Consider the following 25,074-nt stretch of genomic DNA (forward strand, 5'->3'; position numbering starts at 1 on the left):
TGCGCGGCGAGACCTGCCGCGGCCGGGACCGCGGCGCGGAGGCTGCCCGCGGTGGCGCCGAGCAGCACGTCCAGGCCGCGGCAGGCCGCCATCGCCGCCGGCCCGAGCACCGGATGGTGCTTGAGCGCGGTGTCGTAGGCCCAGACCCCGGCCGCGATGCCGGACGCGACGACGGCGCCGCGGCGGCCCGTCGCGACCCCGGCGGCGGCGATCCCCGCGGCGGTCAGGGCGGCGCCGGTGGTGAGCGCGGCTCGCGGGGTGACACGCCCCGACGGGATCGGGCGCTCGGGGCGCTCGACGGCGTCGAGGTCGCGGTCCGCCCAGTCGTTCAGCGCCATGCCGGCCAGGTAGAGGCAGGACGACGCCACCGGAAGCAGGAGATGGCGCGCCGCGGTGTGCCCGCCGCCCGCGGCGTGCCCGGCGAGAGGGTCCCCGACGACGGTGAGGGCAGCGGGCAGCCGGACCAGCTCGGCCAGGGACGACGCCGTCGGGGCCGAGGCCGTCATCGGGCGTCCTGGCCCGCGGCACCCGTCGCGTCCACGCGGGCGGCGGTCCTTCGGACCCAGTCGTCCAGCATCCGGTCCTGCGCGGCGGCGTCGTGGACGTCCGAGCCCCACGGGTCCTTGAAGAAGAAGCCCAGCTCCGGGACGGGACCCGCGAGCCCCGCCGCGTGCGCGAGGGCGAGCAGCCGCGCCAGGTCGAGGACGAGGGGAGCGGCGAGCATGGAGTCGTAGGCGCTCCACGTGGTCTGCAGGGTGAGCCGCGATCCGAGGAAGCCCTCCACGTGCACGTGGTCCCACGCGACCTTGACGTCGCCGAGGTCGGGCACGTAGTCGATGTGCAGCGGTGTGGTGTCCGTGCCGGTGACGGCCCGCAGCCCGCGCGACTTGCTGCCCAGCTTCGAACCGACGGCGTCCGGATCGGCGAGCGTGGCACCGTCCCCGCCACCCAGCAGGTTGGTGCCCGACCACGACAGGACCCGCAGGTTCCGCGCGGCCATCGCGGGCGCGAGGACGGTGCGGAGCCAGGTCTGACCGGTCTTGCCGTCCTGGCCCGCGACCGGGACGCCGCGCTCCCTCGCCAGGCGGACGAGTGCGGGCAGCGCGGCGCTCGCGCTCGGGGTGAAGGCCGCGTACGGGGCGCCCGCGAGGATCGCCGCGTAGGCGTACAGGGACGACGGCGGGAGCGGGGCCCGGTCCGGATCGGCGAGGGCGGCGAGCAGGAGGCCGGCGTCGTCGTGCTCCGGGATCGGGTCGGGGAGCGGCTCCGTCGAGGCGACGTCGACCACGACGACGCGCTCCAGGCCGTGCCGCTCCCGGAACGCAACGATGTCGGCCGCGAGCCGCTCGGCCGTGACCTGGCCGCTGCCCTCGGGGCGGGCGGGGTCGTGACCGGGCCGCACCTCGGCGTCGGCGGCCTCGAGGGCGTCCCGCGTGAGGGTGACCAGGTGGGGCGGGAGCATGCCGGCGTCGGCGAGGGCCTCGGCCCGCTTGGGCAGGGGACAGGTGGACACGTCGTGCCCGCCGACGACGATGCCCTCGAAGTCCGGCAGCGCGTCCGTGGCCAGGCCGGGGCGTGCCGTGACGCATCCGGTGGGGGAGGCGTGGCCGCCCGCGAGGGCGGCAAGCCCGAGCGTGGCGGTGGTGGCGACCGAGCCGCGCGCGCCGATCAGCCAGAGGCCGGTCGCCGGACGGCCGGCGGGGCCTGGGCGGCCGGTGCGGGCGGAGGTGTTCGCGTGGGTGTCGGCATGGTGCATCGGTGCTCCCCCGGTTCGTCGCTCACCCGGGGCAGCGCTGTCCCGGGCAGGTTTCACGCTAGCCGGACTTGTGCCGAGAATCAATCAAAAGTAGAGCCCGAACGTGCACAAGGGTCGAGCCCGGGCGGCGGAAGGGCGGATCCGCGTCCCGGATCCTGAGTCGCAGCTACCGCGGCGGTCGGACCTGTGGCAATATGGCCCGCATGACCCTGCGCACCACCCCGCGTCCGGCGATCATCATTCGTTAGCGCGTCCGGCCCGTTCCGCCGGACGCGCAGACCTTCCGTACCCGGAGGGTCTTTTTCTTTTGCCCGCAGAGCCACAAGCTCCTCGCACGTTCTCGCACGCTCCGCAGCCCGGCCCCGGCAGGCCGCGGCTCCTCGCACGGAAGAGATCCGACGCATGCGCACACCGTTCCACGTCTACGACACCACCCTGCGCGACGGGGCCCAGCAGGAGGGGATGAACCTCTCGGTCACGGACAAGCTCGCGATCGCCGAGCAACTGGACGAGCTCGGCGTCGGGTTCATCGAGGGCGGCTGGCCGGGTGCCGTGCCCAAGGACACCGACTTCTTCGCGCGTGCCGCCAAGGAACTCACCCTGCGCAACGCGGTCCTCGCCGCCTTCGGCGCGACCCGCAGGGCGGGCACGCGCGCCGGCGACGACCCGCAGGTCCGCGCCCTGCTCGACGCCGAGACGCCCGTGGTGACGCTGGTGGCCAAGTCCGACGTCCGGCACGTCGAGCGGGCGCTGCGGACCACCCGCGAGGAGAACCTCGCGATGATCCGCGACACGGTCGAGTTCCTGACGCGTGAGGGTCGCCGCGTCGTCGTCGACGCCGAGCACTTCTTCGACGGCTACCGGTTCGACGCCGACTACACGCTGTGGGCGGCACGCGCCGCCCTCGACGCCGGCGCCGAGGTGGTCTGCCTGTGCGACACCAACGGCGGGATGATCCCCACCTGGGTGTCGCGGATCGTCGGCGAGGTCGTGGAGGCCGTCGGCGGCCCCGCCGTCGTCGGAACGGTGGACGACGACGGACGTCCCGCCGGGCCGGCGCTCGGCATGCACGCGCACAACGACTCGGGCTGTGCCGTCGCCAACACCCTCGCCGCCGTCGAGGCCGGCGTGACGCACGTCCAGGGGTGCGTCAACGGGTACGGGGAGCGCACCGGCAACGCCGACCTCATCGCGGTGACCGCGAACCTGCAGCTCAAGCTTGGCATGGAGCTCGTGCCGGAGGACGGCCTGCGGGAGGCGACCCGGATCGCCCACGCGATCAGCGAGATCACGAACATCTCGCCGTTCGCGCGGCAGCCGTACGTGGGTCAGAGCGCGTTCACGCACAAGGCGGGCCTGCACGCCAGCGCCATCCGCGTGGACCCGGACCTGTACCAGCACATGGATCCCAAGGACGTCGGGAACGACATGCGGATGCTGGTCAGCGACATGGCCGGGCGCGCGTCGGTGGAGCTCAAGGGGCGCGAACTCGGGTTCGACCTGTCCGACCGCAAGGACGTGCTCGCCCGGGTGACCGACCGGGTCAAGCACGACGAGGCGCGCGGCTACACGTACGAGGCGGCCGACGCGTCGTTCGAGCTCGTGCTGCGGGACGAGCTCGGCGAGCTGCCGCGGTACTTCGAGACGCAGTCGTGGCGCACCATCGTGGAGACCGTCCCGGACGGGCACACCCCCGCGGACGTGTACGGCCCGGAGGCCGAGGCCTTCGCCGAGGCGACCGTGAAGATCACCGTGGGCGGCGAGCGGATCGTGGCGACGGGCGAGGGCAACGGCCCGGTCGACGCGCTTGACCACGCCGTGCGGCAGGCGCTCACCTCGGCCTACCCGGAGCTGCGGCGGTTCGAGCTGATCGACTTCAAGGTCCGCATCCTCGACACCGACCAGGGCACGGACGCCCGCACGCGCGTGCTCGTCGAGACCGCGGACGGCGAGCGCTCCTGGTCCACGGTGGGGGTCGGCCCCAACGTCATCGAGGCCGCGTGGGAGGCGGTCACCGGGGCGTACGTCTACGGCCTGATCAAGGCGGGCGTCTCCCCGGCGGAGTGACGCCCGCGGTCAGTCGTTCCGGGACGGCCGGTTGAACTCCATGCGCTGGTCCGCCACCGCTTCGGCGGTGAGGCGGATCGCCTCCTGCGACCTGTCGTAGCTGCGCTGCGCGACCCGGACGAACAGGAAGTCCACGATCGTCAGCTGCGCGATGCGGCTGGCCATCGCGCCCGCCCGGAACTTCGTCTCGCGGGCGGTGGTCGCCAGCACCAGGTCGGCGACCTTGCCGATCGGCGCGTCCGGGTAGTTCGTGATCGCGGCGGTGATGGCGCCGCGCCGGTGGGCGAGCTCCAGGGCGGTGTTCGTCGCCCTCGTCTGGCCGCTGTGCGAGATGCCGATCGCGACGGCCCCCGGGTCGAGCACCGCGGCCGACGACTGCTGAAGGTCCGCGTCCGGCGAGCAGAAGGCGATCCGCCCGATGCGCTGCAGCTTGATCGCGAGGTCCTGTGCCGCGATGTGCGACGCGCCCACGCCGTACACGGCGAGCTGCGGGGCCGTGGAGATGGCCTCCGCGAGCTTGTCGAGGACCTTGCGGTCCACGTCGCGGGCGGTGTCCTCGATCGTGCGGGCCTCGTGGAACGCGATCTTGTTCACGACGTCGTCGACGCCGTCGGTCTGCGTCAGCTCACCCTGGGCGATGCCCGAGCGTTCGAGCTCGGCCTCCCGGCGGCTGGTGGCCTGCGCGAGGTCGATCCGGAACTCCGGGTAGCCCGCGTAGCCGATCGCGCGGCAGAACCGCACCACCGTGGCCTGCGAGGTGTCGGCCTCGCCCGCGAGCTCGGTGATCGTGGAGGCGACGACCAGGCTCGGGTTCTCGAGCACCGTCTCGGCGACACGCGCCTCGGCGGGGCGCAGCGTCGGGAGCGAGCGGCGGAGTTTCACGAGCACGTCACCGGTCATCGGCGGGGTCTCCAGTTCGTCGTCGAACCCGGGTGCGTCACGAGATCCCCGGGGTGTCGGGCAGGACGTTGGGCAGCTCCGTCGCGGAGAACTGCGCGGTGGTCATGGAGCTGAACATATCCGCCCCGGTATCGGTGTGCTCACCGATGGTGTGGCGGCCGTCGACCCGCACGGTCAGCCAGGGGCGGTACCCGACCACGCTGGACGGATCCACGGCGAGGCGCCGCGCCAGCAGCTTGGCGCCGTCCAGCGGCGTGCCCTCGCACGGCACCAGCCGGACGCCGGGCCGCTCCTGCATCAGGTTCTCGTGCAGCGACTCGGTCAGCGGGGACGGGCGGTGCGCGAGCCGGCCGGTGATCGAGGCCAGCTGCGGGATGTCCGGCGTGAGCGCCGTGGCCAGCGTCGCCGCGAGGTGCCGTCCGGCCTCGACGAGGATCCCGTGGGCCGTCGTGTCACCCTCGGCCGCCGCGGTCATCACCGCGGGCGCGAACGAGGCGAGCTTCGCGGCACGGTCGCTGCTCATGTACAGCTGGGCGGGCCAGCTCGGAACCGGTCCGAGCTTCTGGGTGGCGACCTCCAGCAGCCGCTCGGACCTGCCACGCGTGCGGCCGTCGTGCGCGGCGGTGGCGGCGCGCAGTGCCTCCGTGCCCACCCAGACCCCGGCGCCGAGGTCTCCGAGCAGGTGGCCCCAGCCGTCGGCGCGGTGCCAGCGACCCTTCTGGTCGAACGAGAACGCGACGGCACCCGTGCCGACCGAGAGCACCGCGCCCGCACGGCCGCGCAGAGCGCCCATGTGGGCGGTCAGCGCATCACCCGCGACGGCGGTGCGGTTGGTCTGGAGCATCGCGCCCATGATGTCGTGGATCTCGGACGCGCTGGGCACGACCGTGGTGAGACCCGTCGTTCCGACAGCGGCGGCGAGGACGTTCGGAGGCTGCTGGAAGTGGTACTCCGCGTTCTTCACCCAGTAGAGGAAGGTCTCGCAGAGTCCGCGGACGACCTGGGCGGAGTTGCTGCCGCCGGACAGGATCTTGACGGGCTCACCCTCCAGGGTGATCGTGATGCCCTCGTGCTGCCTGCCGCCGTCGCGGAACTCGGCGGTCAGCCGTGAGCCACTGCCGCCCACGTCCATCGCGACGATCCAGCCGGCGGTGTCGCCGACGGCTGTCCCGTCCCCCTCTGTGTCAGTCTGCACCAATCCATTCTGCCACGATTTCCCCCCAAGATTGCGTAAAGAGTCGTGGAAATTCGCGCATATTACTCGCGAAATATCCGGCATGAGATGGCGTGCTAATGGCGAAGGGGTGGTGCGGTCGATGCCGCTCGCCGGGCCGCTCGTGTGACGAACCCAAGATCACGTTTTGGTAACGGTCGGTAGTGATGGTTATTCACCCGCGGGGCGTGGAGGTAATCTCCGCGAGTGGTGGTAAGTCGGGTAACTGCATTTCACGCGGTCCGATGCCAGGGTGACAGGAGAGGACCAGCGTGAGCGACATGGTGCGGGCCGTGGCCAGATCCACCCGGTACGGTCGAGCTGCCGGTCGGGAAGGAGAACCACGGATGATCACCGACACGGGGTACGAGAGGGCGGGTTCCGTCCCGCCGGTGCGCGTCTCGTCGCCGACCGAGGAGCGGAATCCGCGGACCCGCGACATCGACGTCGTTCCCACGGCGGAACTGGTGGCGATGATCTCGGACGAGGACGCCCGCGTCGTGGACGCGGTGCGCGCCCAGCACCCGCAGATCGTCGCCGCGGTCGACATCGCGGTCGAGGCGATCCTCGCCGGCGGCCGGGTGCACTACGTGGGCTCCGGCACGTCGGGGCGCATGGCGTTCATGGATGCCGCCGAGCTGCTGCCGACGTTCGGGGTGGGCGAGGAGATGTTCGTCGCGCACATCGCGGGCGGTCCGGGCGCGTTCGCCCGCGCGGTCGAAGGAGCGGAGGACGACGCCGGGGCGGGCCGTGCCCTGCTCGACGACGCCTCGCCGCGCGACGTCGTCGTCGGGATCGCCGCCAGCGGCCGGACGCCCTACGTGCGTGGTGCGCTGGAGGCGGCACGGGAACTGGGCGCGGCGACCGTGCTGCTCGCGTCGAACCCGCTCGCCCCGCTCACCCCGCTGGCGGACGTCGCCATCCTCGTCGACACCGGGGCCGAGGCGATCACCGGGTCCACCCGGATGAAGGCCGGCACCGCGCAGAAGCTCGTCCTGAACACGCTCTCCACCGCGGTGATGGTGCGCCTCGGCAAGACCTACTCGAACTTCATGGTCGAGGTTGTCGCCACCAACGAGAAGCTGCGCGGACGGCTCGTGCGTCTCCTGGAGCAGGCGACGGGGCACGAGACCGAGGTCTGCGAGAAGGCGTTGCGCGACACCGGGGGAGACCTGCGGGTGGCGCTCGTGACGCTGCTCGTCGGCGTCGACGAGGCGGCTGCCCGGGCCGCCCTCGCGGCGCCCGGGGTGCTCGGCGTCCGCGGGGCGATCGACCGGCTGCGCTGACTCTGTTTTCCGGAGCCGCCGGGCTCCGCCCTGCGGGCGCTCCTGCGTCGCGTCCTCGGTCGTCGCAACCCTTCCGGCGGCCCGGGACCGGTTGCCTCAGACGCGGTCCGGGACCTGGGCCGCCATCTTGGCGACCAGGACCTCGCCGCCCTTGGTGAGCTGCTCGCCGGTCTGCTCGAACCCGAGGCGGCCGTGGAAGCGCATGGACCCCGGGTTCGGTGGGTCCAGGTTGATCTCGCAGGTGACGACGTCGCGCTCGGCCTCGCGGGCGGCGTCGAACACCGCGTCGTACAGGCGGCGGCCGATGCCGCGGTTCCGGGCGCGCTCACCGAGGACGATGCGGTCCACGTACAGATGGTCCAGCCCCCGGTCCTCGAACCAGTCGTAGTTCTCCGACGAGTACTCGGCACCCGGGTCCAGCGCGAGCAGGAACCCGAGGGGGTCGGCGGAGTCGCCGTCCGTGGCGACCAGCGCGAGGGAGGAGATGTCGAGCAGCCCCTCCATCTCGTCGGCGGGGGTCACCGGGACCGCCGGGATGGCGGCGTTGTTGAGCTCGACCAGGGCCGGGACGTCGGACGCGGTCGCGGGCCGCAGCAGAGGGCTCGCGGGGGCGGCGACGGACATGGGGCGTCCTCTCCTTGATGAATGGGGATCACCGCGACGATACCGGCACGCGGGGTTCACCTCAGTGGCGTGCCCCACACCGTGAGGGGGCTCACTCCGTCCGGAGCCGCGGCCGGGACGGCCGCGTTCCTCGGCGGCCGCGTTTCTCAGAGGAGCTGCGCCAGGCCTCTGCCGAGCGTCGCCGCACCGCCTACGTAGGCCAGCACGACGAGGACGCGCCGCGTCGCCTCCCGGGAGATGCGCGGGGCGAGGAGCTCGCCCAGCCCGATGCTCGCGACCAGCGCCAGCCCGATCACCACCCACTCCCAGACCGCGAACGCCGGGAACGTCGCGCCGGCGAAGATGACCTTGGCGGCCATCGCGGCGAGCGCGTTGGTCATGAAGAAGGGCTGTGCGGTCGCGGCGAAGGACTTCGTGTCCCACCGCTCCAGGACGGCGTACACGGCGAGCGGCGGCCCGCCGATCCCGGCGGCGACGCTGCCGAACCCGGAGGCCACCCCGGTGACGACGAGGGGGCGGGGGTCGCGCTCGCGGAAGCGCCGCCGTTCACCGTGGAGGCGGGACGTGACCAGGGCCAGCGTCATGGCGCCGATGACGACGGCCCCGATGCCGATCTCCAGCGCCGCCGGGCTCGCGCCGCGCAGCAGCAGCGCCGCGGGGACGCTCACGCTCACCGAGGCGCCCGCCAGCCACGCGTACCGCCGCCAGTCGACCCCGCGCAGCAGCCGCCCGACGATGAGCAGCGCCATCGTGGCGCCCACGACGTTGACGAGCAGGACGCCCTCCAGCGGACCGACGAGCAGCACGATGAACGGCCCCGCCACGAGCCCGAACCCCATCCCGGTCACCCGCTGAAGGGAACCGCCCACCAGGATGGCCAGGACGAGGAGAGCGAGCACGCGACAACTGTACGCCGGGGCAACGCGGGCGCCGTCGCCCCGGAAATGCGGGGACAGCCTCGCCGTGGTCGGCCACAATGGCGCTCGTGGCGAAGAAGAAGCGGGCAGGAGCGAGCGGAGGCGGCACGCCCGCCGTCGTCGCCCTCGAGAAGGCCGGCGTGGAGCACGTCCTCCAGGCGTACGAGCACGACGCGTCCCGGGACGACTTCGGCGCCGAGGCCGCCGACGCGCTCGGGCTGCCGCCCGAGCAGGTGTTCAAGACGCTGCTGGCCGACGTCGACGGCGCGCTCACCGTCGGCATCGTGCCCGTGGACCGCAAGCTGGACCTGAAGGCGCTGGCGAAGGCGGTCGGCGGGAAGAAGGCGGCCATGGCGGACGTCGCGCGCGCCGAGCGGGCGACGGGCTACGTCGCAGGGGGCATCTCGCCGCTCGGCCAGAAGCAGCGGCACGCCACTGTCCTGGACGAGTCGGCCGAGTCGTTCGACGTCGTCTACGTCTCCGGTGGGCGGCGCGGGCTCGACGTCGGCCTCGCCCCGAAGGACCTCCTGGCTCTGACGGACGGGACGACCGCGCCCATATCCCGCTGACGGTTCAGGCGTCGCGCGGCCCGAAGATCGCGGTGCCGACGCGGACGATCGTGGCGCCCTCCGCGATCGCGAGGTCGAGGTCGGTGGACATGCCCATCGAGAGCTCGCGGGCGCCGGCCGTGCCCGGGGCGCCGGACGCCAGGACCTCGTCGCGGATCGCGCGGAGACGGGCGAAGCCCGCCCGGACCGTCGCGTCGTCGGCCGGCTCGCCGTCCGGGGTGAGCCGCGCTCCGATCGTCATGAAACCCGTCAGGCGCAGGCCGGGCAGTGCGGCGACGTCGACGGCGAGCGCGACGGCGTCGTCGGGTGCGACGCCGGACTTGGTCCCCTCGCCCGACACGTTCACCTGCACCATCACGTCCAGCGTGCGGCCGTCGCGGACGCAGCGCGTCGACAGCGCCTCGGCGAGCGTGCGGCCGTCGACGGTCTCGACGCCCGTGGCCGTGGCCAGCATCTGGTTGATCTTGTTGCGCTGCAGGTGCCCGATCATGTGCACCTCGAGAGTGCCCGCCGCGACGCGGTCGGCGAGGGCGGGAGCCTTCGCGACGAGTTCCTGGACGCGGTTCTCGCCGATCAGGTCGACGCCGGCGTCGACCGCCGCGCGCACGTCGTCGGCGTCCTGGGTCTTGGTTGCGACCAGGAGGCGGACGTCCCCGGGGTCGCGCCCGGCGGCGCGGGCGGCGGAGGCGATGCGGGAGCGGACGGCGGCGAGGCGGTCGGCGACGGGCGAGGGTGGCACCGTCCGAGTGTATGGGGGGTGGATCAGGGTGATACCCGGTGATGCGACTGCCGCGGTATGCGGCAGAATCGCCACATGCTTCGGACGCTGCTGAACATCATCTGGTTGATCTTCGCGGGCCTCGGCCTGTTTCTCGGGTACATGCTGGCGGGCATCATCTGCTGCCTGCTGATCGTCACCATCCCGTTCGGCATCGCGTCCTTCCGGATCGGCCTCTACTCGCTGTGGCCGTTCGGCCGGGCCGTCGTGGACAGGAAGCAGTCCGGGGTCGGTGAGGTGATGTCGCTCGTGGGCAACGTCATCTGGGTGGTCGTGGCCGGCTGGTGGCTCGCGATCGGCCACATCCTCACCGCGATCCCGCTGTTCATCTCGATCATCGGCATCCCGATGGGCTGGGCGAACCTCAAGCTGATCCCGGTGTCGCTGATGCCGCTCGGCAAGGAGATCGTCCCCAGCGACACGCTTCTGCCCACGTACCAGCGCTCCGCCTGACCGGCGTCGGGCGGGAGCCGAGCGGTCGGCGCGCGGCCGACCGCTCGACGACCAGCCGGGGTCACTTCCCCGCGAGCGACATGACCTCCTGGTCCAGCGGTCCCAGGGTCATCCGGGGCTCACCGGTCGCCGTGAGCGTCGCCGCGCCGAGGCTCGCGACGCCGCAGCTTCCGCTGACCGGGTTCCCGTCGTTCCATACCTGCCGCAGGCAGTTGCGCTGCGCCAGCTGGCCCCAGTAGTTGGGGTGCAGGGACTCCTGGACCTCGTAGGGTGAGTCGCCGATCGTGGAGATCGTGCGGATCTGGTTCACCCACTCCGTCCGGTCGACGGCGCCCGGGGACTGCCAGTTCGCCAGGCCGACCTCCTCGTACAGGCCGACTTCCTCCTCGCACAGGCGTTGCCCGTCGAAGGCGTGCGTCATGTCGAGGGTGCGGACGCCGGGCAGGCTGACGTCGGCCGCCGCGCCGAGCAGCGCTCCGTTGATGATCGGCAGCGCCGTGGAGTTGGCCCAGTCGGCGTCGGCGTTCCAGATGCCGCAGCCGCCCGTGAACTGGCGGCTGTACCCGGACTGGGAGTACCGGATCCCCGATCCGTCCGGCAGCGGGGACGGGTAGGTCTGGACGACGAGCGTCCACTGGTCGTCCGCGTAACCGGCATTCCGCATCGCGGTGGCCACGTTGCGGAGGGACTCCGCGACGTCGGCCCGCACGGCCGCGACGTTCGCGGCGGTGAAGTGCGCCTCGACCGAGTCGTCGTCGTGGCAGAAGTTCTTCCACCAGGAGGGCGAGGTGAGGAAGTTGACGACGCACTGCTGCACGATGCTCGCGAAGCCGAAGTCGTTGCCCCCGATCGAGACCACGACCATGCGCACGTTCCGGGTCGCGGCGGCCTCCTGCAGCGCGAGGGCCTGCCCCTGTCCCTCGGCGCCGTCGTAGAAGTCGATCCCGGGCTTGAAGTCGGACCCGGTGGACGTCGCGGTCCGCGCGCCGCTGCAGGCAAGGTTGAGCCCCTGGGTGCCCGCGCCGATGTAGGCCTCGGCGGAGGACGCGCGGTGGCAGCCGGGAATCGTCTCACCGGTGCCGTCGGCGTTGTCGTGGTACGCGCCGGGGCCGAGCGCGTCGGCCCGGCGGTAGTCGTCGTTGGAGCTGCCCGCCCAGCGGCCGGCCTCCCCCGAGATGTACGAGTCGCCGAGCGTGACGACCCACGGGTCGCCGACGCCGGGTCCGTCGGCGGCCGCGGGCGGGGCGGCGACGGCGGTCGTGGCCACGAGCGCGGCGGCGGTGGCGAGGGCGACGGCCGGCCCGGTCCGGGCGGCTCGGGAACGGGCACGGGCCGGGCGGGTACGGGTGGCCGATCCGGCACCGGCAGGTCTGACACGGGATGATCTGACGCGGGACGAGGTGTGCATACCAGACTCCTGTTGTCGGGCGAGACAGCACCGTTACTGACTCTGTTGGCAATAGTAGAGTCTAGAAAGTTCTCAATAAAGAGCAAATGATCGGCAAAATATGACGATCGGGGCTTCAGCGGGTATCAGATCATGCCGACACGGATCGCCCGCAGCATGACCTGCCCCGCCTCGTCGCTGGCCGCCAGGTCGACGCCGGCGGTGATGGCCCAGTCGTGGTTGCCGTCGGCGTCGTCGAGCACCTGCCGCACCCACCACGTCCCCTCGGGCACGCGGCTGCCGTCCGGCAGTTCCGCCCCCGGCTCGAGGACCGTGACGAGTCCGGCCGCGCGCGCCTCCGGGCCGATGCCGATCGCGTCGTCGCCCTGCTCCTCGAACAGCGGGTCCAGGGCGTCGGCCCAGGCGTCGGCGTCCATGCCGAGCGCTCCGTCCAGGGAGCCGAGGGCCTCGTACGCCTCGCGCGCGGCGAGCTCGACGCGCCGGAACATCGCGTTGCGCACCAGGCGCCGGAACGCGCGCGGGTTCCCGGTGACCGGGCGTGCCGGAGCCTCCGCGCCCGCGTCCGCGAGCTCGCCCTCCACGACCAGGTCGGCGTCGTCGTCCACCGGGTTCTGCAGCCGCTCCCACTCGTCGAGCAGCGACGAGTCGACGTTCCGCACCAGCTCGCCCAGCCACTCGATGACCTCGTGGACGTCCTCCGTGCGGTGCTCCTCCGGCACCACCTGCCGCACGGCGCGGAACGCGTCGGCGAGGTACCGCAGCACCACGCCCTCGGTGCGCTCCAGCCCGTAGGCGCTGACCAGCTCGCCGAACGTCATCGCCTTCTCGAGCATGTCGCGCACCACCGACTTGCACGACAGCTCGGCGTCCGCCACCCACGGGTTCGTCTGCTTGTACGTGGCGAACGCCGGCTCCAGGAGGTCCTGCAGCGGCTTGGGCCAGGTGACCTCCTCCAGCAGCTCCATGCGTTCGTCGTACTCGATGCCCTCGGCCTTCATCGCCGCGACCGCCTCGCCGCGCGCCGTCTTCTGCTGACCGAACAGGACCTGCCGCGGGTCGTCGAGCGTGGCCTCGATGACGGAGACGACGTCGAGCGCATGCGTCGGGCTGTCGACGTCGAGCAGGTCCATGGCCGCGAGCGCGAACGGCGAGAGCGTCTGGTTGAGCGCGAAGTCGCGGGGCAGATCCACGACGAGCCGCGCGCTCGGCCGGTGGCCGGCGGGCCGCGTGGGGTCCGGCACGCGCACGCGTTCGACGACGCCGGACTGGCGCAGGCTGCGGTAGATGCGGAAGGCCTGTCGGACGTGCTTCGCCTTGAGGGCGTCGGTGTCGTGGTTCGCGGTGAGCAGGTGCCGCATCGCCGCGACCGGGTCGCCGTCGGGCCGTGCCAGCACGTTCAGCACCATCGCGTGGGAGACGGTGAAGTTGCTGGTCAGCGGCTCCGGGTCGGCGTCGCGCAGGCGCTCGAACGTGGAGTCGGTCCAGTTCACCGCGCCGGAGGGGGCCTTCTTCCGGACGATCTTCTTCTTTTTCTTCGGGTCGTCGCCGGCCTTGAGCAGCGCCTTGCGGTTCTCGATGACGTGCTCGGGGGCCATGACCAGGACCTCGCCGAGCGTGTCGAAGCCCGCGCGGCCGGCGCGGCCCGCGATCTGGTGGAACTCGCGCGCCGTGAGGTGGCGCATGCGCTCGCCGTCGAACTTGACCAGGCTGGTCAGCAGCACCGTGCGGATGGGCACGTTGATGCCGACGCCGAGGGTGTCGGTGCCGCACACGACCTTGAGCAGGCCCTTCTGGGTGAGGCGCTCCACCAGGCGGCGGTACTTGGGCAGCATGCCCGCGTGGTGCACGCCGATCCCCGCGCGCAGGAACTTGCTCAGCGTCCTGCCGAAACCCGTGCCGAACCGGAACGCGCCGATCTCCGCGGTGACGGCCTCCTTCTCCGCCTTCGACGCCAGCTTCGCCGAGAGCAGCGCCTGGGCCCGGTCGACGGCGTCCTTCTGCGTGAAGTGGACCACGTACACGGGAGCGCGGTGCGTCTCGACGAGTTCCTGGATCGTGTCCGTGAGCGGCTCGACGACGTAGGAGAACTCCAGCGGGACGGGGCGCTCGGCGCCCGTCACCTCGGCGACCTCGCGGCCCGTGCGGGACTCCAGGTCCTCGCGCAGCCGCGTGGTGTCGCCCAGCGTGGCCGACATGAGCAGGAACTGCGTGTCCGGCAGCTCCAGCAGCGGCACCTGCCAGGCCCAGCCGCGCTGCGGGTCGCCGTAGTAGTGGAACTCGTCCATGACGACCTGGGCGATCGCGTCCTCGCCGGTGAGCGGGCCGCCGTCGTTGCGGGCCTGCCGCAGAGCGAGGTTCGCCAGGATCTCCGCCGTGCAGCAGATGATCGGGGCGTCCGGGTTGACCGCGGAGTCGCCCGTCATCATGCCGACGTTCTTCGACCCGAACGCCGCGACCAGGTCGAAGAACTTCTCGCTGACCAGCGCCTTGAGCGGCGCCGTGTAGTAGGTGCGCCCGCCCCGGCCGGACCGGTTCGCCGCCAGCGCCGCGAACTGCGCGCCCATCGCCACCATGGACTTCCCCGAGCCGGTCGGCGTCGCGAGGATGACGTGCGAGCCCGTCATGAGCTCCAGCAGCGCCTCCTCCTGGTGCGGGTAGAGCGGGCGACCGCCGTCGGACGCCCACGTCCCGAAGTTCTCGAAGAGCACGTCCGGGTCGGGGGCCTTGCCCGTCGGAGCGGGGATGTGGGGAAGAAGGGTTCCGGCGGGGCGAGGCGTCGTGGTCGTCATGGTGCGCACATTCTCTCAGCACCGTCGGCGGGCGCGACCGGCGGCTACGTCGCGTCCCACAGGAGGCGGTAGTACGCGATGCGGTCGGGGTCGGGGTCGATGCCGTAGGACTCGTACACCAGGTGCTCGTAGCCGGGGCCGTAGTTCCACACGGTGCTGAGGGCGGCGACGGACAGGTCGGCCCAGGGGTCGGCGACGCCGAGCCGGCCGAGGTCGACGTGCGCGGCCCAGGTGCCGTCGTCGTGCAGCAGGGTGTTGGGGGCGCAGGCGTCGCCGTGGCAGACGACGGGTCCGACGAGGTCGGGCGCGTCGGCCAGGCGTGCGAGCGTGCCGGGGTCGGCCTTCTCCGGGAGGACCCGGGCCACGCGCTCCTCGACCGACCAGGTGAAGGGGCAGTCGGCGACGGGCAGCGCGTCGTGCAGCGCCCGCAGCGCGACGCCGATCGCGCGGACGGCGGTCTGCGGTGCGGCGATCCAGCGCGGGTCGACGGCGGTCCGGGCGTCGATCGCCTCCGTCACCAGCCATTCGGAGTCGTCGTCCCGCCCGTGCTCCAGCACGCGTGGCACGGGTGTGTACGACGCCGCCCAGGCGAGGCGCGCGGCCTCGTCGGCGAGATCGGCTTCTCCCGGGTGCGCGGCGCTGAGCAGTCGCCACTTCACGTAGCGTGCGCGGCGCGTGCCGTTCGCCTCGGAGACGGGAACGGCGTCGGACACCGGATCGAGCCGGAAGGTGAGGCCGCCCAGTTCGTTCGCCCAGACGGGAACGACGCGGTCGGCCCCGGCGAGGCGACGGACGACGTCGGGCGCGGCGACGGGTTCGGTGGGAATGGACACGACGGCAGGATAGGCGCCGCACGAAGCCGTCGCGGCGCACCGTCGGCGCCGGGGCGCCTACGCCGCACCGCGCGGCTGCTGCCGGAGCCGCTTGCGATGCCGCTCGACGACGTCCCACAGCCGGCGGTAGTAGTCGATCCGCTCCGGATCGGGCGTGACGCCGTACGCGGCGAAGAACTCCGCGGGCAGGCGCGGGTCCTGGAACCGCCGGGCGATGGAGCGGGACGCCACCGCGAGGTCGCTCCAGCGGTCGGCGACGCCGAGGTCACCGAGGTCGACGTGCGCGGCGAACGTCCCGTCGTCGTGCAGGAGCGTGTTGGGGACGCACGCGTCGCCGTGGCAGACGACGCGCCGGTCGACGGGCGGGGGCGGGCCGACGGCGGCGCGAACCTCCGGCGGGAGGGCGGAGGTCCGGGCGACGGGTGCCCACGTGAACGGGCAGTCGGCCACGGGTGCGGCGTCGTGCAGCAGGCGCAGGCCCTCGCCGATGGCGCGCGCCGCGGCGCGGGGGTGCTCCCGCCAGCGCGGGTCGATGGCGGACGTGCCCGGCAGTTCCTCGGTCAGCAGCCACGCGCCGTCGTCGCCGCGGCCGACGTCGAGCACCCGCGGGACGGCGGCGAACCGGCGGGCCCATGCCAGCCGGCCGGCCTCGGCGAAGGGGTCGGGGCACGGCGAGTCCGCGGGCACCCACTTGAGGTAGCGGGCGGGCCGGGGTCGCGGGGCCGGGCCGTGCAGCAGCGGGGCGTCCTCGAGCCGGAACGTGAGACCGCCCAGGTCGTTGCGCCAGACGGGCGTGACGCTGCCCCACCCCACGTACCAGCCCGCGAGCGCGTGAACCGCGTCCGGGATCTCGACGGGGGCGGGGTGGACACCCCGCACGACCATGGTCGGCACGCCATCATGCTGCCATGGAACGGGTGAAAAATGGGTTCGGGTTCGCAGGTATGGCGGGTACAGACCGACCACGGGCGACGGCCGGAGGTCCGTGTCATACCCGAGCGGGAACGGCGGTGGGCGCGACGTCGTCGTCGCACCGACCGCCGTCGCCGGGGTGGATCAGCAGGGCCCGAGATCCTCCCAGACGCCCCACTGGCCGGACTGGCTCGGGATCTCGCCCTGGGTCCACCACTTGGCGCGGTAGTGGCTGCCCTGGTAGGAGACCTCCGCGCCGCCCAGGTACGCCACACTGGAGACCCAGGCAGGGGCGGAGCAGTCGCCGGGGTCGGGGTCCGGCGGGTCGGTCGGGTCGCCGCCCCCGCCACCGACGTTCACGTCGATGCAGGCGTAGAACGCCATCGCGGTGTCGTAGACGTTCCACCGCGCGAGGATCTTGTGGTTCCCCGACGGCAGGCCCGACAGCGTGTGACGGACCGTCGACGGCGGTTGCGCGCCACCGTCGTCGAACGTGCGGAAGAGCTGGCCGTCCACGAAGTACTCCCACGTGGAGGTCCGGTGGTTCGCCGTGATGGTCCACGTGAACGTGTGCGTGCTGCCGATCGACGTGCGCGGCCACGCGTGCGAGTCGTTGTCGAGGTTGGTGAAGCGCGAGCCGCCGGAGCACTGCATCGAGCCCTTCGGGGCCTCGACGCTCTGCGGCTCGTACTGGATGCCCTGACAGTCGTGGCTCACGGTGCCGCTGGCACAGTGGTCCTGGCGGCTGGGCGGGTCGGAGACCCAGCCGTGGGCCTGGGCGGACGGGGTCAGGGAGGTCGGCGCGGCGACGAGCACCGTGATGGCGAGGGCGAGCACGGCCAGGACGGCGAGCGCCAGGCGGCCCGGAGCGAGTCGGGTCGGGGAATGTACTGCGCGGGGGACTGCGGTGCCTTTCATGTCGGATCACCTCGGTGAGTGGGTGCGGCGGGGACGGGCTCCACGTCGCGGTTCGGTCCACTTGACCGTAGGAATAGGCCACTCACCTGACAATTGGGGCAACCACGTAGCCGGGGAACCCCGTACCCGCTCCCGACGCAGCGGAGCCGGCGGCGCGCCCCGGGCGGTACCTCAGGCCCGCGCGAGCACCTCGCCGTGCAGGACGGCGAACCAGCCGTCGTCGGCCGCCGCCCATTCCTGCCAGCCCTGTGCGAGCTGTTCCAGGCCGACCTCGTCGGCCAGCGCCGACTCCTTGGCCTGCACGGCGAAGTTCGACTCGGTGCACCGCTGCGCCCACAGCTCGCCCCACCAGCGCCGGTCCTCGGGGGTGGCGTAGCACCAGGAGCTGGCGGTGGGCACGATCCCGGACGGGTCGAACCCGGCCTCCCGCACCCAGGACAGCAGGTGGCGGCCCGCGTCGGGCTCGAAACCGTACGCGTGCGTGACCTCGTGGTAGAGCGTGTTCCACTCGGTCAGCTCGGGCGAGGCCGGGTACCAGGCCATGGCCGCGTAGTCGGCGTCGCGCACGGCCACGAGGCCGCCCGGCTTCGCCACGCGCCGCATCTCGCGCAGCGCGACGACGGGCTCCGAGAGATGCTGCAGCAGCTGGTGGGCGAAGACGATGTCGAACGTGTCGTCGTCGAACGGCAGCTCGTAGGCGTTGGCCTGCTCGAACCGCACGTTCGCCGCCGGATGCTGCACGGCGAGCTCGCGGGCCGAGTCCAGGACGTCGCCGGCGGCGTCGACGCCCACGACCTCCCCGCCGTCGAGCTTCTCGGCCAGGTCGACGGTGACCGTGCCGGGGCCGCAGCCGACGTCCAGCACCCGCATGCCCTCGCCGAGGAGGGGCAGCAGGAACGCGGCGGAGTTGGCGGCGGTGCGGGCGCGATGCGATCGCAGCACGGATTCGTGGTGGCCGTGCGTGTACGACTCCGACTCCTTCGTCAGGTCGCTGCGGTGGTGACCGGGCGCATCGATCGCGTCGACGGGATCGGTGCCTGCGGGCATGTCGTGTGGGGGCACCGCAGGTTCGGTACTGGGTCTCATGTTTGCACGCTACCGAGGTGAGGCGGGCGTCACACGGGGGTTCTCACGGAGCGGGACAGGGCGGAACGAGACCTGCGAGGATGCCTCCATGGCCAAGCCATCGGCAGAACGGGTCCCCGGGATCGACATCGCCCGCGGCCTGGCCGTGCTCGGCATGTTCACGGCGCACGTCGGCGTGACCTCGACGGACCTCACCACCTTCGAGGGCTGGCTGGGGTTCTCGCACGGCCGCTCGTCCATCCTGTTCGCCACCGTGGCGGGCGTGTCCCTGGGGCTGGCGACCGGGCGCCGGGAACCGCCGTCGGGCAAGGACCTGGCGACGGCACGGATGGCGATCCTGGCCCGGGCGACCGCGCTGCTGGTGCTCGTCGCGTTCCTCGACCTCCTGGGCACGCGCGTCGCGCTGATCCTCGGCTTCTACGCGGCGTACTTCGTGCTGGCGCTGCCGTTCCTGCGGCTGCGCCCCTCGGAGCTCGCGCCGATCGCGGTGATGATCGGCGTGCTCGGGCCGCCGATCGCGTACTACGGCCCCGAACTGCTGGCCCGGCTGGGCCTCCGGCTGCCGCGCGACGGCTCCGGCGCGTTCACCGACTTCCTCCTCACCGGCCACTACCCGGCGATCGCCTGGATGGCGTTCGTGCTCGCGGGCCTGGCCGTGGGCCGCAGCGACCTGCGCAGCACGCGACTGCGGCTCGGGCTGGTGGGCGGCGGCTTCGGGGTCGCCTTCCTGTGCGCGCTGGTGTCCGCGGGCATGACCGCGGCGGCCGGCGGCCGGGAGGCGATCGAGGCGAACCTGCGGCAGGCCACCACCGAATGGGCCGGGCCGGGCGCGCTCGGCCTCGGAGATCCCTGGCCGACACCGCAGTACCTCTGGCTCGACGGTCCCCACGACGACACGATGCTCGAGGTGTTCGGCTCCGGCGGGTTCGCCCTCGGGGTGATCGGGCTGTGCCTGTACGCGGGGAGGATCGGCGCGCGCGTGCTGGCGCCCCTGGCCGCCGTCGGCGCGATGGCGCTGACCGTCTACTCCGCGCAGATCGTCGCGATCTGGGCCGTGACCGCCGGCGGCTTCGACCTGCTCGACCCGCCGACGAACGGGCCGCTCGGCTGGATGGTCCTGATCACGCTGGTCGCCGCGACCCTGTGGCGCGCCCTGCTCGGCCAGGGCCCGCTGGAACGCGCGATGGCGGCCTGGGTGCGGTGGGTCACGGGGCGGGCGGCGGCGCCCACCGAGCCCGTCCTCAGACCCTGACCTCCCACGGTCCCTCAGAGGCCGACCTCGCCCACGATCGTCGTGACCGTGCCGCCCGCGACCCACACCTCGCCGTCGTCGTCCTTCGTGACGTGGGCGCGTCCCTCCCGCCCCAGCAGGGTGCCCTGCGCCGCCACGTACGACGGCGGCAGCACCGCCCCCGCGAGCCACTGCCCCAGGCCGGCGTTGAGGCTCCCCGTCACCGGGTCCTCGTACGCCCCGAGGCCCGGCACGAACGCGCGCACCTCGACGTCCGCGCCGAGCCGTGCCCGGTCGGCGGGCGAGTGCGGACCGACGACCCCGATCGCGAGGTCGTCGAACCGCGCGGCGTCGATCCGCAGCGCGAGCACCGCCTCGGCGTCCCGCAGCTGCACACCCACCCAGCCGGGGCCGTTGTCGACCCAGGCGGCGCGGACGATGTCGGCGGCGTCGATCCCCAGGGCGCGGGCGACCCGGGACCGGTCCTCCTCGGCGACGGGGCCCGAGCGGAGGAGCGGCGGGGCCGCGAACGCCAGGAGCGCCGAGCCGGCCCGCGCCGGTTCGGCGTCGCCGGCCGGCGTCCCCCTGCGGACCGTCACCAGGCCGACGCCGCACTCCTGGACCACGTCCTCGCCGGCCGGCACGCCCCCGGCCTCCAGCCAGGCGTGCGCCGTGCCGAGCGTGGGGTGCCCGGCGAACGGCAGCTCGTGCACCGGCGTGAAGATCCGCACGCGGTAGTCGGCGGCCGGGTCCGTCGGCGGGAGCAGGAACGTGGTCTCGGACAGGTTGGTCCACCGCGCGAAGGCGGCCATCTGCTCGTCGGTGAGCCCTTCGGCGTCGTGCACGACGGCGAGCGGGTTGCCGCCGGTGGGCGTGGCGGAGAAGACGTTGACCTGTCGGAACGGGAGAGCCATGGGGACAGGGTAGGAGGTGGGCGGGTCCCCGTCGGGCACGTAGATTGGGTGCGTGCGCATCGCGAGATTCACCACCGGAGACGACCCCAGGTTCGGCCTCGTGCAGACCGAGGGGGACAAGACCTTCCTCGCCGTGCTCGGCGGCGACCCGCTGTACATGCCGGCCATGCCCACGGGCGAACGCGTCGAGCTGGGCGACGGCGTCCGGCTGCTGGCGCCGGTGATCCCGCGGTCCAAGGTCGTCGCGGTCGGCAAGAACTACGCCGCGCACGCCGCCGAGATGGGTGGCGAGGTGCCGCCCAGCCCGCTCCTGTTCTTCAAGCCCAACACGTCTGTCATCGGGCCGGACGACCCGATCGTGCTGCCGGACTTCTCCGACGAGGTCGGCTTCGAGGCCGAGCTCGCGGTCGTGATCGGGAAGGTGTGCAAGGAGGTGCCCGAGGAGTCGGCGGGGTCGTACATCCTGGGCTACACCGTCGCCAACGACGTCACCGCGCGCGACGCGCAGCGCACCGACGGGCAGTGGGCGCGCGCCAAGGGCTTCGACGGGTCGTGCCCGCTCGGGCCCTGGATCGACACCGACCTCGACCCCGAGGACGTCCGCGTCACCTCCCGCGTGAACGGCGAGGCCAAGCAGGACGGCCGCACCCGCGACCTCGTGTTCGACGTGCCGTTCCTCGTCTCCTACATCTCCCAGGCCATGACGCTCCTGCCCGGCGACGTCATCCTCACCGGCACGCCCGCCGGCGTCGGCCTCCTCGACCACGGCGACCGCGTCGAGTGCGAGGTCGAAGGGCTCGGCGTGCTGGCGAACCCGGTGCTGCGGCGGGGCTGAGTTCCCGGGCCGTCGCCGGGCACGACGTCGGTCGCGGGCGCCGCCGGACGAGATCGCACGGGGCGGTGTCGGACTCGCCGACTACGCTGGTCCGCGTGAACTCCTCGACCCCCGTACGCGTCCGCTTCGCCCCGTCGCCCACCGGCATGTTCCACGTCGGCGGTGCCCGCTCCGCCCTGTTCAACTGGGCGGTCGCCAAGCAGCAGGGCGGCGTCTTCGTGCTGCGCATCGAGGACACCGACGCCTCGCGCAACAAGCCCGAATGGGTCGACGGCATCCTGTCGGCGATGGAGTCGCTCGGCATCACGGCCGGCGACCCGGCCTTCGAGGGGCCCTACTACCAGTCCGCCAACGCCGGCATCCAGCGCGACGCGGCCGCCCGCCTGCACGCCGACGGCAAGGCGTACTACTGCGACTGCACCCGGGACGACGTCCTCGCCCGCACCGGCGGCAAGCAGACCGGCTACGACGGCCACTGCCGCGACCGCGGCCTCGAGTACGCCGCCGGCCGCGCCCTGCGCTTCCGCACCCCCGACGAGGGCGAGACACGCGTCGTCGACCTCATCCGCGGCAACCCCGCCTTCTCCAACGACACCCTCGAGGACTTCGTCGTGGCCCGCGGCGACGGATCGCCTGTGTTCCTCCTCGCGAACGTCGTCGACGACATGGACGAGCGCATCACCCACGTCATCCGCGGCGAGGAGCACCTGCCCAACACCCCCAAACAGCAGCTCCTGTGGGAGGCGCTCGGCGCCACCCCGCCCGTCTGGGCGCACCTGCCCGTCATCGTCAACGAGAAGCGGCAGAAGCTCTCCAAGCGCCGCGACAAGGTCGCCCTCGAGGACTACCTCGCCGACGGCGTGCTGCCCGCCGCGATGGTCAACTACCTCATGCTGCTCGGCTGGGCGCCCGGCAACGACGAGGAGATCCTCCCGTTCGACGAACTCGTGCGCCGGTTCCGGATCGAGGACGTCAACTCCTCCTCCGCGTTCTTCGACCTCAAGAAGCTCACCGCCTTCAACGGCGAGTACATCCGCGCCCTCACCCCGGGCGAGTTCAAGGACGCCTGCGCCCCGTGGCTCACCGCCCCGCACGCCCCCTGGACGCCCGACCAGTTCGACCAGCGCGTGTTCGACGCCGTCGCGCCCCTCGCCCAGACCCGCGTCGCGCTGCTCTCCGAGATCACCGACAACGTCGACTTCCTCTTCCTCGACGAACCCGCCATCGACGAGGACTCCTGGAACAAGGCCATGAAGGGCGACGCGGCCACGCTCCTCGCCGACATGCGGGCGGCGCTCGCGGACGCGGCGTGGGAGGCCGAGCCGCTCAAGGAGACGGTGACCACCGTCGGGGAGAAGCACGGCCTCAAGCTCGGCAAGGCGCAGGCGCCCGTGCGGGTGGCCGTGACCGGCCGCCGGATCGGGCTGCCGCTGTTCGAGTCGCTCGAGGTGCTCGGGCGGGAGCGCACCCTGGCCCGGGTGGACGCCGCGATCGAGCGGCTCGCGGCATGACCGAGCTCCGCCCCTACCCGCAGGCGTGGCGCGGCCCGCGGCACCGCTGGTGGCGCCCGCTGCTCGCGATCGCCGTCATGCTGGGCGGGGCGGTGGTGTTCTTCGTGTGGTCGGCCTTCGCGCAGCTCGGGGCGGTCTTCGCGAACGACCCGGCCGAGTTCGTCAACCGGTTCGAGGAGACCGCCCTGGACACCGAGTGGCTCACCACGCCGCTCGGCCTCCTGGCGACGAACATCTCCCTCGCCATCCCGATCCCGATGGCGCTGCTGGCGGCGCTGGTCGCCACGGGGCGGCCCGGCCTGGTCTCGTCGGTCACCGGCCGGCTGCGCTGGGGGCTGCTGGCCGGCGCGGTGGGCACGTCCGTCCTCGTGCTGGTCCCGCTCGGCTTCGTGCTCGAGGCGTTCGCGCCGGCGTCGAGCGAGCAGCTCACGATCGCCCCCGAGCAGGGCTGGCAGCTCGTCGCGCTCGTGATCCTGCTGACCACGCCCCTGCAGGCCGCGGGAGAGGAATACTTCTTCCGGGGCTGGGTCCAGCAGGTCGTGGGGGCGTGGTGCCGCCCGGCATGGCTCGCCGTCGTGCTGCCGATGGTCATCTCCGCGACGCTGTTCGCCCTCGCTCACGGGCTGCAGAACCCGTGGCTCTTCGCGGACCGGTTCTTCTTCGGCCTGGTGGCGAGCGTGCTCGTCTGGCGCACCGGCGGCCTCGAGTGCGCCATCGCACTGCACGTCGTGAACAACCTGTTCGCCTTCGGCGCCGCGATCGCCACCGGCACCATGGCCGAGACGATGCTCATCACCGAGGTGAGCCCGCTGTCCGGCGTGCTCAGCATGACGGGCACCGCCGTCGTCGCCGCCGCCCTGCTGGCCTTCGCCCGCTGGCGCCGGGCCCAGCGGCTGACGCCGTGAGCGGCCCGACCGAGCCGGGTCGGCGGAGCGGACGTGACGGAGCCGGGATGAAGGAGTGGCTGGTGGACGGTGTGCTGTTCGACGTCGACGACACCCTCGTCGACACGCGCGGCGCGTTCGCCCGGGCGCTGGACGCGGTCCGGGAGCGCTACCTGCCCGACGCCGGGCCCGAGCGCCTCGACGAGATGCTGCACCAGTGGCGGTCCGACCCGGGCGGCTGGTACCGCCGGTACACCCGAGGCGAGACCGACCACCGCACCCAGCGCCGCCACCGGGCCGCGCTGCTGCACGAGACCTTCGGCGGCGAGCCCGTCACGGAGGAGTTCTTCGACGAGTGGGACGACCTGTTCTGGGGCACCTTCGAGAAGTCCTGGATCCCGTTCGACGACGCGGCCCCCGCGCTCGCGGCCGCGCGCGAGGCCGGGCTACGGGTGGGGGTCGTGACGAACGCGTCCGTGGAGCTGCAGGAACGCAAGCTGGCGTCGGTCGGCCTCTCGGGCCTTCCCGTGCTGGTCGGGGTGGACACGCTCGGGTTCGGCAAGCCCGACCCCCGGGTGTTCACCGAGGGCGCGCGGCGGCTGGGGACCGACCCGGCGCGGACGGCGTACGTGGGCGACGAGCCGGCCGTGGACGCGGCGGCCGCCCGGGACGCCGGGCTGCTCGGCGTGTGGCTGGCCCGGCGCGGCGTGCGGAAGCGCCTCCATGAGACGGAGGATCACGAGGCGATGCGGGCGTCCGGCGTCGCCGTGATCACCGGGCTGGAGGAGCTTCCCGCGGCCCTCGGCGGAGGCCGCGAACACACGGTCGCGCGGGCGTGATGCACCGCACCCCGATCCGCTTTGGCAGGTCGGCGACTGTCGGGTAGTGTTTTCCCTCGGTGACGCCCTCCCGAGGGGGAGCGGACACCCCCTTGGGGTATGGTGTAATTGGCAGCACGAGTGGTTCTGGTCCACTTAGTCTAGGTTCGAGTCCTGGTACCCCAGCGCAGTACAGAAGCAGTCTCAGGCCCCCATCGTCTAGCGGCCTAGGACGCCGCCCTCTCACGGCGGTAACGCGGGTTCAAATCCCGCTGGGGGTACGAGACGGAGAGGCGGAGTGTGCCCATGAATGGGCCTGCTCCGTCTCTTTGTGTTTTGTGGGGGCGGAGCCCCCACACCCCGCCCCGGGGG

23 protein-coding genes and 2 tRNA genes are annotated in these 25,074 nt (G+C 72.7%); 11 read left to right on the plus strand and 14 right to left on the minus strand.

The features are described 5' to 3' along the window. The coding region (locus IIE03_RS20160) for a UbiA family prenyltransferase (protein ID WP_192864570.1) at nucleotides 1-506 on the minus strand (506 nt) is incomplete at its 3' end. Then, nucleotides 503-1,756 carry an inositol-3-phosphate synthase gene (locus IIE03_RS20165; protein ID WP_192864571.1) on the minus strand — a complete coding sequence of 418 codons (1,254 nt, stop codon included), beginning with the start codon at nucleotides 1,754-1,756 and terminating at the stop codon, nucleotides 503-505. The genes IIE03_RS20165 and IIE03_RS20160, both read right to left, overlap by 4 nt. A 402-nt stretch (nucleotides 1,757-2,158) precedes the next feature. Between IIE03_RS20165 and cimA the strand changes: the two genes are divergently transcribed. Beyond that, nucleotides 2,159-3,823 carry a citramalate synthase gene (gene cimA / locus IIE03_RS20170; RefSeq protein WP_192864572.1) on the plus strand — a complete coding sequence of 555 codons (1,665 nt, stop codon included), beginning with the start codon at nucleotides 2,159-2,161 and terminating at the stop codon, nucleotides 3,821-3,823. Between the two features lie 9 nt (nucleotides 3,824-3,832). On the opposite strand, the gene IIE03_RS20175 is transcribed toward cimA, so the two are convergent. Together IIE03_RS20175 and IIE03_RS20180 are read right to left on the minus strand one after the other, a co-directional pair. Then, nucleotides 3,833-4,723: a MurR/RpiR family transcriptional regulator gene (locus tag IIE03_RS20175; protein ID WP_192864573.1), complete on the minus strand. Its 891-nt coding sequence runs from the start codon at nucleotides 4,721-4,723 to the stop codon at nucleotides 3,833-3,835. Nucleotides 4,724-4,760: 37 nt separating this feature from the next. Beyond that, complete coding sequence (locus tag IIE03_RS20180) at nucleotides 4,761-5,918, minus strand: N-acetylglucosamine kinase (RefSeq protein ID WP_192864574.1); 1,158 nt, start codon at nucleotides 5,916-5,918, stop codon at nucleotides 4,761-4,763. Between the two features lie 365 nt (nucleotides 5,919-6,283). On the opposite strand from IIE03_RS20180, the gene IIE03_RS20185 reads away from it, so the two are divergent. Further along, complete coding sequence (locus IIE03_RS20185; RefSeq protein ID WP_192864575.1) at nucleotides 6,284-7,222, plus strand: N-acetylmuramic acid 6-phosphate etherase; 939 nt, start codon at nucleotides 6,284-6,286, stop codon at nucleotides 7,220-7,222. Nucleotides 7,223-7,318: 96 nt separating this feature from the next. Here IIE03_RS20185 and IIE03_RS20190 read toward each other — a convergent pair whose 3' ends face one another. Then, on the minus strand, nucleotides 7,319-7,846 hold the full coding sequence (locus IIE03_RS20190) for a GNAT family N-acetyltransferase (RefSeq protein WP_192864576.1): 528 nt from the start codon (nucleotides 7,844-7,846) through the stop codon (nucleotides 7,319-7,321). A 146-nt stretch (nucleotides 7,847-7,992) separates the two neighbouring features. Beyond that, nucleotides 7,993-8,745, minus strand: a complete 753-nt coding sequence (locus IIE03_RS20195; protein WP_192864577.1) for a sulfite exporter TauE/SafE family protein — start codon at nucleotides 8,743-8,745, stop codon at nucleotides 7,993-7,995. A 77-nt stretch (nucleotides 8,746-8,822) separates the two neighbouring features. On the opposite strand from IIE03_RS20195, the gene ybaK reads away from it, so the two are divergent. Continuing rightward, nucleotides 8,823-9,332 carry a Cys-tRNA(Pro) deacylase gene (ybaK, locus tag IIE03_RS20200; RefSeq protein WP_192864578.1) on the plus strand — a complete coding sequence of 170 codons (510 nt, stop codon included), beginning with the start codon at nucleotides 8,823-8,825 and terminating at the stop codon, nucleotides 9,330-9,332. 4 nt (nucleotides 9,333-9,336) lie between these two features. On the opposite strand, the gene IIE03_RS20205 is transcribed toward ybaK, so the two are convergent. Then, entirely contained in the window at nucleotides 9,337-10,071 is a 735-nt protein-coding gene (locus tag IIE03_RS20205; RefSeq protein WP_192864579.1) for a YggS family pyridoxal phosphate-dependent enzyme, read from the minus strand. Nucleotides 10,072-10,146: 75 nt separating this feature from the next. Here IIE03_RS20205 and IIE03_RS20210 point away from each other — a divergent pair, with 75 nt between their 5' ends. After that, the gene (locus IIE03_RS20210; protein ID WP_192864580.1) at nucleotides 10,147-10,563 is read left to right on the plus strand and encodes a YccF domain-containing protein; all 417 of its coding nucleotides are present in this window, start codon (nucleotides 10,147-10,149) and stop codon (nucleotides 10,561-10,563) included. A 61-nt stretch (nucleotides 10,564-10,624) separates the two neighbouring features. On the opposite strand, the gene IIE03_RS20215 is transcribed toward IIE03_RS20210, so the two are convergent. The 6 genes from IIE03_RS20215 to IIE03_RS20240 all read right to left on the minus strand — a co-directional run bounded on the left by IIE03_RS20215 (nucleotide 10,625) and on the right by IIE03_RS20240 (nucleotide 18,509). Next, on the minus strand, nucleotides 10,625-11,971 hold the full coding sequence (locus IIE03_RS20215; RefSeq protein ID WP_225998090.1) for an SGNH/GDSL hydrolase family protein: 1,347 nt from the start codon (nucleotides 11,969-11,971) through the stop codon (nucleotides 10,625-10,627). A 125-nt stretch (nucleotides 11,972-12,096) separates the two neighbouring features. Then, complete coding sequence (locus IIE03_RS20220; RefSeq protein ID WP_192864581.1) at nucleotides 12,097-14,760, minus strand: DEAD/DEAH box helicase; 2,664 nt, start codon at nucleotides 14,758-14,760, stop codon at nucleotides 12,097-12,099. Between the two features lie 44 nt (nucleotides 14,761-14,804). After that, the gene (locus tag IIE03_RS20225) at nucleotides 14,805-15,593 is read right to left on the minus strand and encodes a phosphotransferase (RefSeq protein ID WP_192864582.1); all 789 of its coding nucleotides are present in this window, start codon (nucleotides 15,591-15,593) and stop codon (nucleotides 14,805-14,807) included. Between the two features lie 57 nt (nucleotides 15,594-15,650). Further along, on the minus strand, nucleotides 15,651-16,478 hold the full coding sequence (locus IIE03_RS20230) for an aminoglycoside 3'-phosphotransferase (protein ID WP_192864676.1): 828 nt from the start codon (nucleotides 16,476-16,478) through the stop codon (nucleotides 15,651-15,653). A gap of 171 nt (nucleotides 16,479-16,649) precedes the next feature. Next, nucleotides 16,650-17,423 carry a lytic polysaccharide monooxygenase gene (locus tag IIE03_RS20235; RefSeq protein ID WP_192864583.1) on the minus strand — a complete coding sequence of 258 codons (774 nt, stop codon included), beginning with the start codon at nucleotides 17,421-17,423 and terminating at the stop codon, nucleotides 16,650-16,652. A gap of 171 nt (nucleotides 17,424-17,594) precedes the next feature. Beyond that, nucleotides 17,595-18,509, minus strand: coding sequence for a class I SAM-dependent methyltransferase (locus tag IIE03_RS20240; protein WP_225998091.1), 915 nt, complete (start codon nucleotides 18,507-18,509; stop codon nucleotides 17,595-17,597). 88 nt (nucleotides 18,510-18,597) lie between these two features. On the opposite strand from IIE03_RS20240, the gene IIE03_RS20245 reads away from it, so the two are divergent. Then, nucleotides 18,598-19,761 carry a heparan-alpha-glucosaminide N-acetyltransferase domain-containing protein gene (locus tag IIE03_RS20245; RefSeq protein ID WP_225998092.1) on the plus strand — a complete coding sequence of 388 codons (1,164 nt, stop codon included), beginning with the start codon at nucleotides 18,598-18,600 and terminating at the stop codon, nucleotides 19,759-19,761. Nucleotides 19,762-19,775: 14 nt separating this feature from the next. Here the strand turns inward: IIE03_RS20245 and IIE03_RS20250 are convergent, their stop codons facing one another. Beyond that, complete coding sequence (locus IIE03_RS20250; protein WP_192864585.1) at nucleotides 19,776-20,654, minus strand: PhzF family phenazine biosynthesis protein; 879 nt, start codon at nucleotides 20,652-20,654, stop codon at nucleotides 19,776-19,778. A 52-nt stretch (nucleotides 20,655-20,706) separates the two neighbouring features. On the opposite strand from IIE03_RS20250, the gene IIE03_RS20255 reads away from it, so the two are divergent. The 6 genes from IIE03_RS20255 to IIE03_RS20280 all read left to right on the plus strand — a co-directional run bounded on the left by IIE03_RS20255 (nucleotide 20,707) and on the right by IIE03_RS20280 (nucleotide 24,983). Next, entirely contained in the window at nucleotides 20,707-21,489 is a 783-nt protein-coding gene (locus IIE03_RS20255) for a fumarylacetoacetate hydrolase family protein (protein WP_192864586.1), read from the plus strand. A gap of 95 nt (nucleotides 21,490-21,584) precedes the next feature. Continuing rightward, nucleotides 21,585-23,000, plus strand: coding sequence for a glutamate--tRNA ligase (gene gltX / locus IIE03_RS20260; RefSeq protein WP_318843098.1), 1,416 nt, complete (start codon nucleotides 21,585-21,587; stop codon nucleotides 22,998-23,000). Further along, nucleotides 22,997-23,905: a CPBP family intramembrane glutamic endopeptidase gene (locus IIE03_RS20265; protein WP_192864587.1), complete on the plus strand. Its 909-nt coding sequence runs from the start codon at nucleotides 22,997-22,999 to the stop codon at nucleotides 23,903-23,905. The genes gltX and IIE03_RS20265 overlap by 4 nt, the downstream gene beginning before the upstream one ends. Before the next feature lie 47 nt (nucleotides 23,906-23,952). Then, nucleotides 23,953-24,723, plus strand: a complete 771-nt coding sequence (locus tag IIE03_RS20270) for an HAD family hydrolase (RefSeq protein WP_192864588.1) — start codon at nucleotides 23,953-23,955, stop codon at nucleotides 24,721-24,723. A 93-nt stretch (nucleotides 24,724-24,816) separates the two neighbouring features. Continuing rightward, nucleotides 24,817-24,888 (plus strand) — tRNA-Gln (locus IIE03_RS20275). Between the two features lie 22 nt (nucleotides 24,889-24,910). Then, nucleotides 24,911-24,983 (plus strand) — tRNA-Glu (locus tag IIE03_RS20280). Nucleotides 24,984-25,074: the final 91 nt, after the last annotated feature.

It is taken from the genome of Myceligenerans pegani (assembly GCF_014892515.1).
Lineage (GTDB): Bacteria > Actinomycetota > Actinomycetes > Actinomycetales > Cellulomonadaceae > Myceligenerans > Myceligenerans pegani.

Bases quoted from the DNA above. Each gene is read 5' to 3' on its own strand.
- IIE03_RS20235 (WP_192864583.1), bottom strand. From the start codon at position 17,423: ATGAAAGGCACCGCAGTCCCCCGCGCAGTACATTCCCCGACCCGACTC.
- ybaK (WP_192864578.1), top strand. From the start codon at position 8,823: ATGGCGCTCGTGGCGAAGAAGAAGCGGGCAGGAGCGAGCGGAGGCGGC.
- IIE03_RS20210 (WP_192864580.1), top strand. From the start codon at position 10,147: ATGCTTCGGACGCTGCTGAACATCATCTGGTTGATCTTCGCGGGCCTC.
- IIE03_RS20265 (WP_192864587.1), top strand. From the start codon at position 22,997: ATGACCGAGCTCCGCCCCTACCCGCAGGCGTGGCGCGGCCCGCGGCAC.
- IIE03_RS20245 (WP_225998092.1), top strand. From the start codon at position 18,598: ATGGCCAAGCCATCGGCAGAACGGGTCCCCGGGATCGACATCGCCCGC.
- IIE03_RS20240 (WP_225998091.1), bottom strand. From the start codon at position 18,509: ATGAGACCCAGTACCGAACCTGCGGTGCCCCCACACGACATGCCCGCA.
- IIE03_RS20165 (WP_192864571.1), bottom strand. From the start codon at position 1,756: ATGCACCATGCCGACACCCACGCGAACACCTCCGCCCGCACCGGCCGC.
- IIE03_RS20190 (WP_192864576.1), bottom strand. From the start codon at position 7,846: ATGTCCGTCGCCGCCCCCGCGAGCCCTCTGCTGCGGCCCGCGACCGCG.
- IIE03_RS20250 (WP_192864585.1), bottom strand. From the start codon at position 20,654: ATGGCTCTCCCGTTCCGACAGGTCAACGTCTTCTCCGCCACGCCCACC.
- IIE03_RS20215 (WP_225998090.1), bottom strand. From the start codon at position 11,971: ATGCACACCTCGTCCCGCGTCAGATCATCCCGTGTCAGACCTGCCGGT.
- IIE03_RS20270 (WP_192864588.1), top strand. From the start codon at position 23,953: ATGAAGGAGTGGCTGGTGGACGGTGTGCTGTTCGACGTCGACGACACC.
- IIE03_RS20175 (WP_192864573.1), bottom strand. From the start codon at position 4,723: ATGACCGGTGACGTGCTCGTGAAACTCCGCCGCTCGCTCCCGACGCTG.
- cimA (WP_192864572.1), top strand. From the start codon at position 2,159: ATGCGCACACCGTTCCACGTCTACGACACCACCCTGCGCGACGGGGCC.
- IIE03_RS20230 (WP_192864676.1), bottom strand. From the start codon at position 16,478: ATGGTCGTGCGGGGTGTCCACCCCGCCCCCGTCGAGATCCCGGACGCG.
- IIE03_RS20185 (WP_192864575.1), top strand. From the start codon at position 6,284: ATGATCACCGACACGGGGTACGAGAGGGCGGGTTCCGTCCCGCCGGTG.
- IIE03_RS20220 (WP_192864581.1), bottom strand. From the start codon at position 14,760: ATGACGACCACGACGCCTCGCCCCGCCGGAACCCTTCTTCCCCACATC.